A 14,846-nucleotide genomic window follows, 5' to 3' on the forward strand; every position below is an offset into this window, starting at 1 on the left:
CAACTACGACGAAGACAAAGAAGCCGCAAGGACCTTGCGTGGCCCCTTTAGGGTGACAAAATTTGCTTGCTTCCATCATCTCCGTGCCCCTAGGTTGATCGCAGCACCCCCCGATGCTGTCCTCTGTCAGGCCCTGCTCCGATCCCCCCGTCGGACGCCGTTCCTCACTCGGGTCGCGCCCACCCCGGCGACGACCTCCGTTCCGCGCGGGCGCTCATCAGCGCACATCGGCCCCCGGCCGCGGAGAGGAACAGTCATGACGACACAGCCCGGCCACGGCGCGGACGAGCCGACGGCTCCCCGTCGCCGGGCGACCTGGGAGGCGCGCGATGAGACGGCCTCGCGCCCGCTCTCGGGACGCCGTGCAGCCCGCTCCGGGCGCGAACGGGTCTCCGCTCCGCGCCGCCTGGCGTCCGCGACGCCTGCCGGAGCGGTGACGGTCCCCGCCGCCCCGACCGCGGTGCTGGAGCGTCCGGCCGCCCCGCCCGCAGTGGTCGAGCGACCGGCCGCCGCGACCGTTGTCCTGGAGCGTCGGGCCGCGATGGTCGAGGGTCCGGCCGCGCCGACCGCCGTGGTCGAGCGTCCGGCCACCGCGACCGCCGTTCTGGAGCGTCCGGCCACCGCGACCGCGCTCCTGGAGCGTCCGGCCGCCCCCGCCGCGGTCCTCGAGCGCACCGTGCTCCCCGCCGTCGACGCCGACCGACTCCCTCCGGCATTCACCCCGATCGCCGGCACGCGCCCCCGCAGCGGCCGCCGCGCCTCGTCGCGCATCGGCGACCTGGTCGCCGCCCTCCCCGCCCACAACGAGGAGGCCGGGATCGCCGCGGCGATCGAGGGCCTGCGCCGGCAGACCTGGCCGCCGGACCGGATCGTCGTCATCGCCGACAACTGCACCGACGCCACGGTCGAGATCGCTCTCGCGCACGGCGCCGAGGTGTTCGTCACCGTCGGGAACAGCCACAAGAAGGCGGGCGGCCTCAACCAGTTCCTCGCCGAGGTCCTCCCGGGGCTGCAGGACGACGACCTGGTGCTCGTGCAGGACGCCGACTCCGCGCTCGACCCCGGGTTCCTCGAGATCGCCCGCGGCAGGCTGCACGGCGGCATCGGCGCGGTCGGAGGAGTGTTCCGCGGCGGCGAGGGCGGCGGCTTCGTCGGCCACCTCCAGCGCAACGAGTACGCGCGCTACGCCCGCGACGTGCGCCGGCTGAACGGGAAGTGCCTCGTCGTCACGGGCACCGCGGCCGTGCTCCAGGTCGCCGTGATGCGCCGCATCAGCGCGGCCCGCCTGGCCGGCTCCCTCCCCTCCGGAGACGGCATCGGCGGCATCTACGACACCACGGTCCTCACCGAGGACAACGAGCTCACGTTCGCGATCCGCCACCTCGGCTACGACGTGCTGAGCCCCGCCGGCTGCACCCTCGTCACCGAGGTCATGCCGACCTGGGGAGACCTCTGGCGTCAGCGCCTGCGCTGGAAGCGCGGAGCGGTCGAGAACTGCGTGCAGTACGGCTTCACGCGGGTCACGGCTCCCTACTGGGGGCGCCAGCTGCTCACGATGCTCGGCTGCATCATCACCTACGTCTACCTGGCCACGATCGTCTACGCGGTCGGCTGGGGCGAGCTGAGCCTCCAGCCGTTCTGGCTGGCCGTCAGCGCGATCTTCGTCGTCGAGCGGATCGTGACGGTCCGCGACCGCGGCTGGCGGTACATGCTCGCCGCCGCGTCGATGTACGAGCTCGTCGTCGACCTGTTCCTGCAGGTCGTCCACACCAAGGCCTACCTGGATGCGCTGACACGCCGTCGGCGCGACTGGTGAAACAGAGAGAGAGACATGTACAACCACATCGGAACAGCCGCCGGAGCCGGAGTCGGTGCCGGAACGCTCGCCATGACCGGGTTCGACTCGGTCTGGCTCGCCCTCGCGGCCTTCGCCCTCATCGCTGCGGGGACCGCCGTCCTGCGCATCGCTCCTCGCCGCAAGCGCGAGGTCTGAGGCACGGTGGCGGGCGGGGGACAGCCCGCGCCCGTCACCGTCCCACGACCGCCGTCGCCGCGGAGGTCCTGCTCGCGGTGGTGTACCCGGTCTTCGTCCCGGTGACGGTCAGCGTGATCCGCTTCCCCGCCTGAGCCTTCGTGAGCGTGAATCGCGGCGACGTCGCTCCCGCGATGGCCGCGCCGTCCGCCTTCCACCGGTAGGTGAGGTTGACGGGGGTCGGCGTCCACGGCCCCGGGGCTGCCGTGAGCACCGCTCCGACCCGGGCCGTGCCCGTGACGGTCGGCGTCGCGGCGCCGAGGGTGCCGGCGGCGACCAATGCGGTCGGCTGCGAGGTCGTCGGGCCGGAGCCGTCGGCGGCGCTCACCGTCACGGTCACCCGCTTGCCGACCGCGGAGGAGGGGACCACGAGATCCGGACCCGTCACACCCGCGATGTCGACGCCTCCCGCCGCCCAGCGATGCACGAGCGGTCCCGTCCGGCCGGCGGAGGAGGACAGGGTCGCGCCCACCGCGGCGGTCCCGACGACGACCGGAGCCGGCGCCGCGTCGGACCGGTAGACCGCGACGTGGTCGACGAGCATCGTCCCGCCGGAGCTCTTCGGAGCGGCCGCGCTGTCGCACCCGCACACGCCGTTCGGCAGCCCGCCCCCGATGGCGAGGTTCAGGATCAGCAGCACGTCGTTCGGGACCGCGGCCTGCCACGCGGCCGTCCCCACCTCCGACTCCCGCACCACGTACCGGGTGACGCCGTCGACGAGGAACTCCACGCGCTCGTCGCCGGGCACAGTCCGGTCGAGCAGGGCGGAGTAGCGGTGGAACCCCGTCACGCAGGACGCGCAGTCCAGCATCCCGCTCGTCCGGCCGGCGGGCTCGTCGCAGGGGCCGCCGTCCGGCGCTCCGCAGTGCAGCGTCTGGATCACCTGGGCGGTGCCGTTGACGGCCTCGAGCATGTCGAACTCGCCGGTCGCGGGCCAGTCGATGACGGCGTTCGCGTCCCGCCCGAGAGCCCAGAAAGCGGGCCAGTAGCCGGTGGCCTGCGCGACGTCCGGCAGCTGGATCGAGGCGGTCATCAGCAGTCGGCCGCCCGCCGGTGCCGAGAACGACTTGTCGGCGGTGACGATCCGCCCGGAGGTCCAGGCTCCGGCGGAGTCGCGGAGGGCGCGGATGCCCAGAGCGCCACCGCCCGTGAGGAAGACGTTCGCCGTCGACGCGGTCGTCCGGTCGACCGCCCCGGTGCCCCAGGTGCCGACCTCGTGCTCCCACTGGCTCCCGACCGGCGCCCCCGCCGGCCCGGTGAAGTCGTCGCGCAGGAGCGTGGTCCAGCCCGGGGCGTCGGCGGGTGCCGCCGTGACGGCCTGGCCGGCGGACGAGGCGGTCGGAGTCGTGGACGCCGGTGCGAGGGCGGCGACCGCCTGCGGGGGTGTCGCCGCCAGCACTCCGAGGCACAGGGCCGCGAGGGCGAGGGCGAGTCGCGGCCGGTCGAGGAGTCGTGAAGGCATGGCGAGTCCTCTGCGTCGAAGGGGCGCGCAGCTGCACGCGCCTCGACGCTAGTGAGGAGTACTCGCTCTCCCCCCACCCTCCAGGCGGGGTGATCTCCGGCACGAAAGCTCACGACCGGGCTCGGCCGGGCCGGGTCCAGGGTGCTGGCAGAGGGGCGGCCGCCGTCGCCTCCGATCGCCCGTTCGAAGGAGAACACCATGCACCGTCGTCTCACGGCCACGCTCGCCGCGATCGCCCTCGCCCTCGGAGGGGCCGTCGCCGGCGCTACCCCCGCCTCCGCCGGGCAGCTCGTCTACCAGAACGGCGGCCCGGGCAACTGCTACGAGGTCCGCTCGCAGCGCGACTCCCTGGGTCGCGCGCAGGTCACGGTGTGGTGGCACTGCGACCAGGCGAGCAACGTCAAGGTCATCTGGAAGAACGGCCCGGACAGCGGCTGCAACACGATGAGCGTCATCAACCGCAAGTTCAGCGACAGCTCGGGAGTCGCGTCCCGCTTCGACCGCCTCGTCTCCTGCTGACCCGGACGGGCTGCCCCTGATCCCTTCCGCGAGACGCCACCTCGGTACGCGGCACGCCGCGCGAGGTACTCGGGTGGCCTCTCGCGGGAGGGGGGCGGCGGCGGCCCCGCTCAGTGCTCGGCGCGCCCCGAATCCTCGATGAGGCGCACCTTCACGTTCACGGCGAGCGGCCCCGAGACCGACGGGTCGGCGGCGAGCAGCGCGTGCATCCGCTCGCCCACCAGCCGGAGCGTCTCGGGGGCCGGCAGTGCGGCGGACGCGGCGATGTGCGCGCTCACCGTGGTGAACCCCTCCGACCGGTCGATGTCGACCAGCACGTCGGGCTGCCGCAGGTCCAGCTTCACGGCAAGCGCGTCGGCCGCGGCCTCGACGATCGGCTGGGCGGGGTAGACCCCCGCGACGCCCTCGATGTCGCGGATCTCGGCGGTCAGCCGCTGCGAGAGCTCGGTGTCGTCGGTCATTCCCGCTCCTCCCGGTGGGGGTACACGTCGTCGACGGTCACGTCGATCGCGCCGACGGTCAGCTCGGTGTGGCGCTCGAGGGCGTAGCGGATGCGCTCGCGCAGGCGGTCGGCGGCCACGGCGACCGGCAGGCCGAACTCGAGGGCGCAGGTCACGTCGATCCGCACCACGGCGCCGGGAGCCGAGACGTCGCCGTCGAGGGTGCAGCGGCCCATGATGACGCCGCCCATCGTGTCGCCGGCGCGGCGGATCATCCCGCGCACGGCCGCCTCGGTGAGCGCCAGGCGGAGGGTCGGGTCGGGGTGGCGGACGGGGATGTCGCGGCCGGAGCGCACCTCGGAGCGGATCGCGTCGAGCAGGCCGGCGATCCAGACCTCGTCGCGGTCGGGCTCGCGGTCGGCCTCCTGCCGCAGCGCCCGCGCCGAGAGCTCGGTGAGGCGGGTGAGGTTCGCGAGAGCGAGCCGGCACGCGGCGGAGTTCTCGATCGAGGGGTCGCGCGGCTCGCGGCCGCCGTCGAGGTACTCGCCCAGCTCCTCGAGCGTGTGGCCGTCGAGGTCGTCCTCGGGCACGGCGGCGTCGTCGGTCATCGCCATGCCTCCAATTCGTGGAGCAGGAATCGACGGGCCCGGGCGAGGAGGCCGCGGACCGTCGAGACGGGGAGTTCGAGAGCGTCGGCGATCTCCTGGTAGCTGTAGCCGGCGGTCTCGCGGAGTAGCCAACAGCGTCGCTGATCAGCAGGCAATCGGTCCAGCGCTTCCCAGACCGCGTCCAGCTGGAGTCGCGCCTCCACGATGCGCTCGGGGGAGTGCTCGGGCGGCGCGGGCGGATCCCAGTCGTCGATGTCGTCGTGGCGGCGGCGGACGCGGATCCGGTCGATCGCCTTGTGGGTGACGATGCGCATCAGCCAGTTGCGGATGTGCGCCGGGCTGTCGAGATCGGCCAGACGCCGCCAGCCGGTGAGGAACGCCTCCTGCACCACGTCCTCGGACTCCGCCTCGGAGCCGAGGAGCTTCGCGGCGTAGACGCGCATGAGGGCGCCGTGGCGGCGGGCGAGCTGCTCGAACGCCTGCACGTCGCCGTCGACGGCGCGCGCGGCGAGGGTCGCGTCGGACGCGTTCAGGAGGGGGTCGTCGTCGATGAGCGCCTCCTCCGCGGTCCCGCGCGCGGTGGCCCCGCGCGCCGATGCCCTCAGTGTGGGGCGCCGTCCGGCATGACTACCAGCCTTGACAACGGGCCGCCGAATCCGCTGGCCGGATTGCGAGTGCCGCCGATGGGGGACGTCTCGAGACGGGATTCGTGACATTCCGGCTCCTCGACACGTCTTGATTCAGTAACCCTCGTGCGTCCCCCCGAGCGCACGGACCCCGAACCCGGAAGAAGTCCCCCATGCACTGCTCCCTCCGCCGCCGCCCCGGGCGGACGTCATGAGCGAGTCGACCTTCACCCTCGGCAGCCCGTTCGCGGGCGACGAGCGGGCCGACCGGCGCTACGAAGCCTCCGGCGACGATCCGTCCGCCGCGTCCGCCGTCTACTCCGAGGCGTACGGCGGAGGCGAGTTCCGCGTCGCTCCGTTGCAGCGCGGCTTCTCCTACCGCTACGCCGTCCGCGGCAGCGACCGGGTGACCCTGCGCACCTCCGACTGCTCCGGCGCCCTCACCGGCCAGGTCCCCCACCTGAAGGAGTACGTCGTCGGCTGGTTCCGCGCCGGTGGCGGACGCCTGAACCTCCCGCCGTTCACCCGGACCGGCGCGCTCTCGGCCCCGTTCCTGTTCCCCGCGGAGCGCCAGTTCGGGCTCGAGTTCGAGCCGCACCGGCAGAACCTCATCCACTTCGCCCCCGGGTTCCTCGAGGACGTCGCGACCGAGACGCACGCCGGCCCCCGCCAGCCCGTCTCCTTCGACCACGGGGCGGACGCCGACCCCGGCGTCCTCGCCCGCTGGCGCGCCGCGGTGACGGAGGCGAGCGCCGCGCTCGCGACGGCCGCGATCACTCCGCTCGTGCGCTTCACCGCCGAGCTCGACCTCGCCCGGGTGCTGCTCCTGCTGTTCCCGTGGCGCGCGTGGGACGTACCGGCCGTGCTGCGGCGCCCGTCCGCCTCCCGCACCCGGGTGGCGCTCGACTTCCTCCAGCACCACGCCCACGAGCCGATCACTCCGGCCGACGCCGCCCGCGCGGCCGGACTGCACACCCGCACGCTGCAGCAGGCGACGAAGCGGCACCTCGGAGTGTCGCCGTCGGTCTACCTGCGAGACGTGCGGCTGGACCGCGCCCACTCCGACCTGGTCGCCGGCGACCCCTGCTCGACCACCGTCGCCGCGGTCGCCCGCGAGTGGGGCTTCGGCAACCTCGGCCGCTTCGCGAGCGCGTACCAGGTGCGCTTCGACGAGAAGCCGAGCCACACGCTGCGCCGCTGACTCGCAGACCCTGCGTGCCCGAGGGCCCGGACCGTCTCACGGCAGTGCCGGCCCTCGTCGTCTCCGGGTGCGTCCCGAGGGGCCGTTTCGGAGGATGCTTCATCGTGTCCTCCGACCGGTCTTCCGGACACGGACCTCGTGACACTCGGCGCCGGCTCAGCCCGGCTGATGCACGTGGATGTCGCTGCTCGACGTCACGCCGTTGAACTCGAGATACAGCTGCCCCTCGACGACCGACACGGTCAGCGTGTTGCGGCGCTCGAGTACCGCGACCGCGGCATCCAGGAACCCCTGGTCGAAGCTCTGCACGGTGATCTGCTCGAGCTGGTGGACGCGCTTGCCGGACCACGCCGCGATCACCTTCTCCGGGTTGCGATGCGTGTAGACCGTCGTGCGGTCGGCCAGCTTGCTCCCGAAGTGCAGTCGCTCGGCGTCCGGCGCGCCCACCTCGATCCACGTGGTCAGCCTGCCGGTGAGATCGCGGACCAGCACCGCCGGCTCGGTCGCTGTCGACGAGATCCCCTCGCTGAAGGTGATCCCCTCCACGTATTCGAGGCAGTACGCGAGCACGCGCGTCATCATGTACGCGTCGGTCTCGGAGGGGTGCCGAGCGGCCCGCAACGTGATGTCCTCGTAGACGCCGCGGTCCACATCAGCCAGCTGTATCGCGAAGTTGTACATCACTGCGCCGGCTGCCACGTGTGCGAGCTTATGTCCTCTCGCTCATCGAGGAGCGCGAGGCTTCTCCGGCGCCGGTGGGGGCATCAGGTTCGCGCGCCTACTGGGGGGCGCCTCCGCGATCAGGAGCTCGAGGCCTGGCTCGGGGTCAGCCGGACGCCGATCCGGGAGGCGCTGCTCCGGCTGGCCCGCGTCGGCCTCGTCTCGGCCAAGCCCGGCCGGGCGACGATCGTGACCCCCGCCACGGCCGAGAGCATCAGCGACGCCCAGCAGATCGCCGCCGCCATGCACGAGCTCGCCACGCGCCTCGCCGGCCCGGCCGTCACTCCGGAGGCGCTCGCCGCGATGGAGTCGGCGAACGACGACTTCGCCCGGGCGCTGGCGGACGGCGACGTCGAGCTGGCGCTGCGCTCCGACGACGCGTTGCACGCGGTGCTCACCGGGCTCAGCGGCAACGGGATGATCGAGGACGTGCTCGAGCAGGCCACTCCGCTCATCCGCCGTGCCGAGCGCCAGCGCTTCGCCTCCCTCGCGGCCCGCGGATCCGTGGAGCAGCACCGCGCGATCGTGGAGTGCCTCCGCGCGGGCGACACCGACGGCGCCGCCCGCCTCAGCCGGGAGAACTGGATGACGCTCGACCGTCACCTGCACGAGGCCTGACGCGCTGCTCCTCCGCGGGGAGGAGTCCGCGCTCGGTCATGCGCGAGGCCGACGCGATCGCATCCGCGACGAACCGCTCGGTCAGGTCGGCATGCCCTCGCCCGCGCGCTCCGCATCCGTCCGAGAGCTGAGCGCCGCCCTCCCCGCGCCGCCGCCGCCGGGATGCGGGTCGAGGCGGGTGCCTGCGCGGCGCGGAACGACGGACGGCCGACGCGCGGGCGACCGGAGCGCTCTGGAACACTCGAGCGAGGGGCGGGGGCTCCGGAGCGGGGGAGCCGTGGCGTCACGCTTCGTCGAGCTCGACGGTCTGCGCGGCCTCGCCGCCCTCGGCGTGGTCGTCTACCACTTCACCACCGCGTTCTCGCTCGATCATCCGGATGCACCGCCGGGATCCTTCGCGCTCCCGTTCGGCGAGTTCGGCGTCCAGCTCTTCTTCGTCATCAGCGGCTTCGTGATCCTGATGTCCGCGGACCGCGCGCGGCGGCCGTCGGACTTCGCGATCTCCCGCGTCAGCCGCCTCTACCCGGCCTATTGGATCGCGGTGGTCGTCTCGATCGTCGTCGGCGCTCTCGCCCGCGTCCCCGGCACCGACCTCACGCCGCTGGAGCTGCTGCTCAACTTCACGATGGTGCAGCGGTTGCTGCTGGTACCCAACGTGAACGGCGCGTTCTGGACGCTGGCCGTCGAGATGCAGTTCTACCTGCTGGTGCTGCTCGTGCTCGTCCTCACGAAGTGCCGGTTCACGGATCGGCTGGTCCGCGTGCTGGTGGTCGTCTGGCTCGGCGTCGCCGCGACCGCCTCCGTCGCCGCCCACCTCGTCTCGGGAGGCGTCGACGTCGTCTCGGCGCCGGTCGCCGTCCGGGTCCTGGCGAACCTGACGCTGGCCGAGTACGGACCCCTCTTCTGCGTCGGAATGCTGCTGTTCCTCTCGCGACGGCAGGGGCGCTTCGAGCTCCTCGCCGTGCCGGCGGCTCTGATCGCGGCCCTGAACGCCCAGCTCCTCCACGGCGGGCCGGACGGAGCGGTCGTCCTCGGCGTCTGCGCGGCCGTCGCGGTCGTCGCGATGCGGCGCCGGACCGCCGTGCTGCGATGGGCGCCGCTGCTCTGGCTCGGGCGGATCAGCTACTCGCTCTACATCCTCCATCTGGTCGTGGGCAGCGCGATCGTCAGCGCGCTCTGGCCGCTGATCGGCCGCGACGGAGCCGGACTCGTCGCCTTCCTCGTCGTCCTCCTGCTGTCGTGGGGCGTCAACGCGGTCGCCGAGGAGCGGTGGAGCCCCGCCTGGCGCCGCGCCCTCACCCGTCGGCGCGACCGCCGGCTCCCGGCGGGGACGGCGACCGCGGCCTGACGCGGCTGTGCACTCCGCTGGCCGCTCAGCGAGTGCGCCGCCGAGGCCTGTGGGCGCCGGTGGCCGCGAAACGCATCTCCGCTCGACGTTCCCTGCACCTTGGCTGAGCCACCGGGACGTCCGGGCCCCGGGCCACGTCTTCATCATGTGCCACGGATCGTGAGCACCGCGGCCCCGGCCACGACCTCTGACCATCTGGAGAAGATCATGACCAACGTCACCCCCACCAGCCTCGCCAACGCCTCCTCGGCCAAGCACGGCACCGCCACCTCGGCCGGCAAGAACACGATCGCCGACGGCGTCGTCGAGAAGGTCGCCGGCATCGCGGCCCGCGAGGTCCCCGGCGTGCACGACCTGGGCAACGGCGCCGCCCGCGCCATCGGCGCCATCCGCAACGCGATCAACGCGCAGGACCGCGGCCAGGGCATCTCCGTCGAGGTCGGCGAGAAGCAGGTCGCCGCCGACATCACCGTCGTCGCCGAGTACCCCGTCGCGCTGCAGAAGCTCGCCGACAGCATCCGCTCCGCCGTCTCCGAGGCCATCTCCTCGGTCGTCGGCATGGAGGTCGCCGAGGTGAACGTCACCATCTCCGACGTCTTCATCCCCTCGGACGACAAGGACGACGAGACCGAGAGCCGCGTCAAGTGACTCCGTCCCACATCGGCCTGGTCCTCGGCGCGGTCCTCGCGCTGACCGCCCTCGTCTTCGGCTTCTGGGCGCTCCTCTGGGTCGCGCTCGCCATGGCGATCGGCTACGGCGTCGGGCGGGTCGTCGAGGGCAAGCTCGACCTGCGCTCCCTCGGCGACACCCTCCGCGGGCGGCGGTCCTCGTGACCGCGGCGGTGATGGCCGACGAGGCCAGCCACGGCCGCACGACGATCAGCTCGCGCGCCGTGCGCCGAGTCGTGTCGGCCGTCACCGCGGAGGCGCTGGACGTGAACCCGTCCGACGTGTCCGTCGAGCTCGACGACGAGGGAGGACGCCTCCACGTCGTCGCGCACGCCCCCATCCACGTCACGCCCCTGGGCGAGACGGGCCGCCGCTCCTCCGGGACGCTGCTGGACCGACTCAGCCGGGCGCAGACGACCATCCGCTCGCGCTGCCTCGAACTGACGGGCTCCACGATCGGCCGGGTCGACCTCCGGATCACCGGTGCCGACCTCCGAGAACGAAGGAGGGTGTCGTGACGACTCCCACCACTGCCGGCCGGGCGCTCTACCCGCGCCTGGTGCGGCGCGAGACGCACTCGTCCCGCTCCGGATCGGCGATCGTCCTCGCCGTCCTGCTCATCCTCCTGTTCGCGTGGCTGGGCACGGAGGCGGTCCTCGCCGTCCTCGGCCAGCCCGCGCTGCTCGTGGCCCCGCAGGACGGAGCGTCCTCGCTGCTCAACGCGGCCGCGGCGCCCATCGCGCTGACCGCCGCCGCCGGCGCCGTGCTCGCTCTGATCGGGCTCGTCCTGATCGTCGTGTCGCTCAAGCCCGGCCGTCGCGGCCGTCGCGCCGTCAGCACCGACCGCACCGCGGCGATCGTCGACGACCGCGTCATCGCGCAGGCCGTCGCCCGCACCGCCGGCTACGCCGGTGACGTCGACCCCGACAACGTGTCGGTGTCGGTCGGATCCCGCGTCGTCGACGTGACGGTCTCCCGCACCTCCGGCCGCAGCATCGACGTCACGCCGATCCGCGAGGCCGTCGACGCCGAGCTCGCCACGTTCGACTGCACCCCGCGCCTGCGCTCCAAGGTGCGCCTGTCCGAGAAGGGAACGGTCCGCTGATGACCACCACGAACCGATTCCTCAACCGGCTGCTCCTGTTCGTCGTGGGCCTCGTCCTCCTCCTCGCCGGCGGCGCCGTCGCGGTGGGGTCGCTGCTCCCGCAGGTGCAGGAGAACGTGTCCACCGCCGCGCAGGACGCGGCCGACCCCACGAGCCAGGCCCTCTCGGGCGGCACCCCGTGGATCCTCTGGGCCATCGCGGTCGTCGCGCTCGTCCTCATCCTGCTGCTGGTGCGCTTCATCGTGCGCCAGGGCCGCGGCCGCACCTCCACGCTGCTGCGCGTCGGCTCCGGAGAGGGAGCGGGGACGCCCACGGGCGGCTCCGTCACCATCGACGCGAAGGTCGCCGAGCAGGTCCTCGAGGAGGCCCTGTCGCAGGAGCCGTCCATCGTCGCGGTCGACGTGACCGCGTTCGAGATCAAGCACCAGAAGGTGCTGCGCGTCACCGCGCACACCCGCCGCGGCGCCTCGCCCGCCCGCACCCGGCAGACGGTCGACCAGGCCGTCCGCCAGTGGGACGCCCTCCTCGGCGAGGAGACGCCCGTCGTCATCCAGATCGTCAGCGGTCTGCGGACGAAGATGAGCGGCACCGCCCGCGTGCAGTAGCCGCCGGCACCACCGTCCGGCCCTCCCGATCGGGAGGGCCGGAGAGCCCCGCTCAGGCGGGATGGAAGTCTTTCTGAAGGAGCACCCATGTCCGATCCGATGGAGCCCGGCACCGTCGAGCGCATCCGCACCCATGAGCAGCCGACCCCGAACGAGCAGAGCCGGCGCGAGTCCGCTCGCCGCGACGGGAAGCCGTCCGAGCCCGAGTCGACCGAGAGCCGGGTCGCGACCGCCGCCGGCGAGAGCGCCCAGCGCGTGTCCGGCGTCCACCACCTCGGTGGAGCCGTCGCCCGCGGCCTCGACCGCGCCTCTCGCCGCGTGCTGGGCACCAGCACCGTCCCCGGAGTCACGGTCTCGAAGGCCGACGGCGTCACCACCGTCGACATCGACCTCGTCGTCGAGTACCCCCACCCCGTCCGCGAGGTCCTGGACGCCGTGCGCGATCAGGTGCAGCGCGTGGCGGAGCCGGTCGCCGGCGGTCACGTCGTCGTCAACGTCGAGGCGACCGACGTCCACGGCCCGTTCGACCCGATCGAGAAGCCGGAGGAGGATAAGGAGCCGCTCGTCGACACCGCCAAGCGCGCCGCGTCCGATGCCCGCGACTCCGCCAAGGAGGCCGCCGGGAACGCCCGCGACGCCGTCTCCGGTGCCGTCGACTCCGCCCGCGGACGCCTGGCGGACGCCGCCGACGACGCCGCGGACGCGATGGACCGTGCGGCCGACGAGCGCGACGAGCGCGCAGCCGCCCAGAAGACGGCCGACGCCGAGCGCGCCGCCGAGCGCGACGAGGACGACCCCCGCGTCGAGACGCACGCGGCCCCGGCCGTCGTCGAGACCGCGGAGTTCGTGGTCCGCGTCCAGGTCGAGCCGGTCGACGACGACGGCGACCCCCGCACCGCGACCGTCGAGGTCGCTCCGGCGGAGGAGCCCGAGCACGTCGAGCGCGACGAGGCCGCGGCCGATCGCGACGACGCGTCCGACGACGCCGACGCCCACCGCTCCGAGGACGACCGCGCGTCGTCCGCCGCCGGTCGGGAGTAGTCCCGTGCGCACCCGCTCGTACGGCGCGCGACGCAAGCCGCGTGCGGCCTGGATCGCGCTCGGCACGGGCGTCGTGCTCTCGTTCGTGGTCGTCGTCGCCGTGCTGCTGCCCGTCCTCGGGCTGATCGGCGCGGCGGACGGCACCACGGCCGGGGCGCTCGACGTCCCGGTCGGCGCGATCGTCCTCTCGATCGTCCTCAGCTACGCGGTCGGCCTGGCCTGCCTCGCGGTCGCGTTCCTCTCCCGCAACGCGGCCCTCGCCTGGGTCGCCGCGGTGGCCGCCGTGATCGCGACGCTCATCGGCTCGATCTGGCCGCTCGTCGCCACCGGATTCGCCAGCGTCGACCAGGCGAAGGACGTCATCCCCTTCATCCAGGACCTGATCGCCCGGGTCCGGGGGTAGCGTCGGGGCGATGAGCTCCGACTACCTCCGCGCCTACGACGACCAGCTCCGCTCCGACGCCGAGACCCCGAGCGCCGTCTCCGTGACGCGCGAGGGGCCTCTGCGTCTGGTGACCTTCGCCGGCGGACGCGGCTTCGTCACCTACCGCGACCTCGCCGGCGCCTCCTCCGCGGAGATCGCCCGCCTGGTCGCCGCGGCCTGCGCGCACTTCGACGCCGATCCCGGCATCACCCGCGTCGAGTGGAAGACCCGCAGCCACGACGAGGCCCCCGGCCTGCACGACGCCCTCGTCGCGAACGGCTTCGCGCCGGACGAGGCCGAGTCGATCATGATCGGCCCGGTCGAGGCGCTGCTCTCGGACCGGCCGGTCCCGGAGGGGGTCGTGCTGCGGCGGGTCGTCGACGAGCCGGACGTCCGCGCGTTCAGCGCCATGATCGACGCCGCCTTCGAGGAGGAGGTCGACGTGTCGATCGCCGATTCGCTCGTCGCCCGCCTGGCGCGCGGCGACGGCATGGAGCTGTGGGTCGCCGAGGTCGACGGGCGGATGGCGTCCGGCGGCCGGCTCGAGCCCGTCCCGGGCACCGCCTTCGCCGGCATCTGGGGCGGAGCGACGCTGCCGGAGTACCGCGGACGCGGGCTCTACGGCCTGGTCACGGCCGCCCGCGCCGCCTCCGCACAGGCACTCGGGAAGACCCTCGTGCACAGCGACTCGACCGAGTACTCGCGGCCCATCCTGGAGCGCGCGGGCCTGGTCCGGGTGTCGACGACGACTCCGTACCGTCGACGTCGTCCGTAATCCGCGCTTCGTGGGTTCGCGGGGATCCCGAGACGCGCGCTGAGCGCGCTACTCGATCAGCACGGCGGGGACCCTTGCTGGTCGAGTAGCGGCGCAACGGCGGATCGAGACCCGCCCCTTCGAGCGTGGGGGATCTCGATACGCGCGCTACTCGATCAGCGTGGAGGCCTGGTGAGACCCGCCCGATCGTGCGCGCGCTGCTCCGATCAGCTCGGGGACGTGATCTCGAGCGCGATGTTGTCGGGGTCGCGGAACTCGAGGAGGCTCATGCCGCCGGCGTCCTTGATCGGCTCGTGGGCGATGCCGAGGTCGTCGAGCACGGCCGCGGCCGCCTTCAGCGCGTCGAGGTCGGGGACGGTGAAGCTGACGTGGTCGAGCCCGACCCGGTCCTCGTCGAAGCGGTCGTCGCCGGGCGCGACGGGGCGCAGGCCGAGCAGTCCGCCCGGGAACTGGTAGATCACGCCGCCGAACACGAACGCCAGCTGCTCCTTCTCCTCCGGCGACGCGTCGGCCGGCGGCGCCTCGAAGGCGACGTCGAAGCCGAAGACGGAGTCGTAGAAGGGGCGCGAGACGGCGATGTCGCGGACGGTGAGTCGGACGTGGTTGTAGTCGACAGCGGGGATCGGCACAGGGGTTCCTCTCGGCGGGGCGGGC

20 protein-coding genes and 1 pseudogene are annotated in these 14,846 nt (G+C 73.2%); 15 read left to right on the forward strand and 6 right to left on the reverse strand.

The window, feature by feature from the left end; genetic code table 11:
- Positions 1-256: 256 nt before the first annotated feature.
- Both C5D36_RS02555 and C5D36_RS16750 read left to right on the forward strand, forming a co-directional pair.
- On the forward strand, positions 257-1,816 hold the full coding sequence (locus tag C5D36_RS02555) for a glycosyltransferase family 2 protein (protein ID WP_258062844.1): 1,560 nt from the start codon (positions 257-259) through the stop codon (positions 1,814-1,816).
- A 15-nt stretch (positions 1,817-1,831) separates the two neighbouring features.
- Positions 1,832-1,993, forward strand: a complete 162-nt coding sequence (locus tag C5D36_RS16750; protein WP_167305255.1) for a hypothetical protein — start codon at positions 1,832-1,834, stop codon at positions 1,991-1,993.
- A gap of 34 nt (positions 1,994-2,027) precedes the next feature.
- Here C5D36_RS16750 and C5D36_RS02560 read toward each other — a convergent pair whose 3' ends face one another.
- A complete protein-coding gene (locus C5D36_RS02560) occupies positions 2,028-3,494 on the reverse strand; it encodes a family 16 glycosylhydrolase (protein WP_104295116.1) in 1,467 nt (488 codons plus the stop codon).
- 198 nt (positions 3,495-3,692) lie between these two features.
- Between C5D36_RS02560 and C5D36_RS02565 the strand changes: the two genes are divergently transcribed.
- Positions 3,693-4,013 (forward strand): hypothetical protein, encoded by a 321-nt coding sequence (locus C5D36_RS02565; RefSeq protein ID WP_104295117.1) that lies wholly within the window; start codon positions 3,693-3,695, stop codon positions 4,011-4,013.
- Between the two features lie 110 nt (positions 4,014-4,123).
- Here the strand turns inward: C5D36_RS02565 and C5D36_RS02570 are convergent, their stop codons facing one another.
- From C5D36_RS02570 to C5D36_RS02580, 3 genes are read right to left on the reverse strand one after another with little or no spacing between them, the layout of a single operon-like run.
- Positions 4,124-4,474: a hypothetical protein gene (locus tag C5D36_RS02570; RefSeq protein ID WP_104223972.1), complete on the reverse strand. Its 351-nt coding sequence runs from the start codon at positions 4,472-4,474 to the stop codon at positions 4,124-4,126.
- Positions 4,471-5,061: an Asp23/Gls24 family envelope stress response protein gene (locus tag C5D36_RS02575; protein WP_146083682.1), complete on the reverse strand. Its 591-nt coding sequence runs from the start codon at positions 5,059-5,061 to the stop codon at positions 4,471-4,473. Before C5D36_RS02575 ends, C5D36_RS02570 begins: the two co-directional genes overlap by 4 nt.
- Entirely contained in the window at positions 5,058-5,546 is a 489-nt protein-coding gene (locus C5D36_RS02580) for an RNA polymerase sigma factor (RefSeq protein ID WP_244248147.1), read from the reverse strand. Before C5D36_RS02580 ends, C5D36_RS02575 begins: the two co-directional genes overlap by 4 nt.
- Positions 5,547-5,898: 352 nt before the next feature.
- Between C5D36_RS02580 and C5D36_RS02585 the strand changes: the two genes are divergently transcribed.
- Positions 5,899-6,888 (forward strand): helix-turn-helix transcriptional regulator, encoded by a 990-nt coding sequence (locus C5D36_RS02585; protein WP_104255209.1) that lies wholly within the window; start codon positions 5,899-5,901, stop codon positions 6,886-6,888.
- Between the two features lie 156 nt (positions 6,889-7,044).
- Here C5D36_RS02585 and C5D36_RS02590 read toward each other — a convergent pair whose 3' ends face one another.
- Positions 7,045-7,587 carry a YaeQ family protein gene (locus tag C5D36_RS02590; protein ID WP_104250497.1) on the reverse strand — a complete coding sequence of 181 codons (543 nt, stop codon included), beginning with the start codon at positions 7,585-7,587 and terminating at the stop codon, positions 7,045-7,047.
- 12 nt (positions 7,588-7,599) lie between these two features.
- Between C5D36_RS02590 and C5D36_RS17080 the strand changes: the two are divergent.
- The 11 genes and pseudogenes from C5D36_RS17080 to C5D36_RS02640 form a co-directional block, all read left to right on the forward strand.
- Positions 7,600-7,788: pseudogene (locus C5D36_RS17080) on the forward strand (GntR family transcriptional regulator); the annotation flags it as partial.
- A 9-nt stretch (positions 7,789-7,797) separates the two neighbouring features.
- On the forward strand, positions 7,798-8,226 hold the full coding sequence (locus tag C5D36_RS02595; RefSeq protein ID WP_258062849.1) for a GntR family transcriptional regulator: 429 nt from the start codon (positions 7,798-7,800) through the stop codon (positions 8,224-8,226).
- A gap of 277 nt (positions 8,227-8,503) precedes the next feature.
- Positions 8,504-9,574 carry an acyltransferase gene (locus C5D36_RS02600; RefSeq protein ID WP_181072742.1) on the forward strand — a complete coding sequence of 357 codons (1,071 nt, stop codon included), beginning with the start codon at positions 8,504-8,506 and terminating at the stop codon, positions 9,572-9,574.
- Between the two features lie 207 nt (positions 9,575-9,781).
- Positions 9,782-10,222, forward strand: coding sequence for an Asp23/Gls24 family envelope stress response protein (locus C5D36_RS02605; RefSeq protein WP_104223989.1), 441 nt, complete (start codon positions 9,782-9,784; stop codon positions 10,220-10,222).
- Positions 10,219-10,407: a DUF2273 domain-containing protein gene (locus C5D36_RS02610; protein ID WP_104223990.1), complete on the forward strand. Its 189-nt coding sequence runs from the start codon at positions 10,219-10,221 to the stop codon at positions 10,405-10,407. Before C5D36_RS02605 ends, C5D36_RS02610 begins: the two co-directional genes overlap by 4 nt.
- Entirely contained in the window at positions 10,404-10,760 is a 357-nt protein-coding gene (locus tag C5D36_RS02615) for a hypothetical protein (protein WP_258062845.1), read from the forward strand. Before C5D36_RS02610 ends, C5D36_RS02615 begins: the two co-directional genes overlap by 4 nt.
- On the forward strand, positions 10,757-11,347 hold the full coding sequence (locus tag C5D36_RS02620) for a DUF6286 domain-containing protein (RefSeq protein WP_104225847.1): 591 nt from the start codon (positions 10,757-10,759) through the stop codon (positions 11,345-11,347). Before C5D36_RS02615 ends, C5D36_RS02620 begins: the two co-directional genes overlap by 4 nt.
- On the forward strand, positions 11,347-11,952 hold the full coding sequence (locus tag C5D36_RS02625; protein WP_104250494.1) for a hypothetical protein: 606 nt from the start codon (positions 11,347-11,349) through the stop codon (positions 11,950-11,952). The genes C5D36_RS02620 and C5D36_RS02625 overlap by 1 nt, the downstream gene beginning before the upstream one ends.
- 87 nt (positions 11,953-12,039) lie before the next feature.
- Entirely contained in the window at positions 12,040-12,993 is a 954-nt protein-coding gene (locus C5D36_RS02630; RefSeq protein ID WP_104295122.1) for an Asp23/Gls24 family envelope stress response protein, read from the forward strand.
- Between the two features lie 4 nt (positions 12,994-12,997).
- A complete protein-coding gene (locus C5D36_RS02635) occupies positions 12,998-13,396 on the forward strand; it encodes a hypothetical protein (RefSeq protein WP_104223994.1) in 399 nt (132 codons plus the stop codon).
- A gap of 10 nt (positions 13,397-13,406) precedes the next feature.
- On the forward strand, positions 13,407-14,192 hold the full coding sequence (locus C5D36_RS02640; protein WP_104295123.1) for a GNAT family N-acetyltransferase: 786 nt from the start codon (positions 13,407-13,409) through the stop codon (positions 14,190-14,192).
- A 206-nt stretch (positions 14,193-14,398) separates the two neighbouring features.
- Here C5D36_RS02640 and C5D36_RS02645 read toward each other — a convergent pair whose 3' ends face one another.
- Positions 14,399-14,821 (reverse strand): VOC family protein, encoded by a 423-nt coding sequence (locus C5D36_RS02645; protein WP_104223996.1) that lies wholly within the window; start codon positions 14,819-14,821, stop codon positions 14,399-14,401.
- Between the last annotated feature and the right edge of the window lie 25 nt (positions 14,822-14,846).

It is taken from the genome of Rathayibacter sp. AY1C6 (genome assembly GCF_002931535.1).
Classification (GTDB): Bacteria; Actinomycetota; Actinomycetes; order Actinomycetales; family Microbacteriaceae; genus Rathayibacter.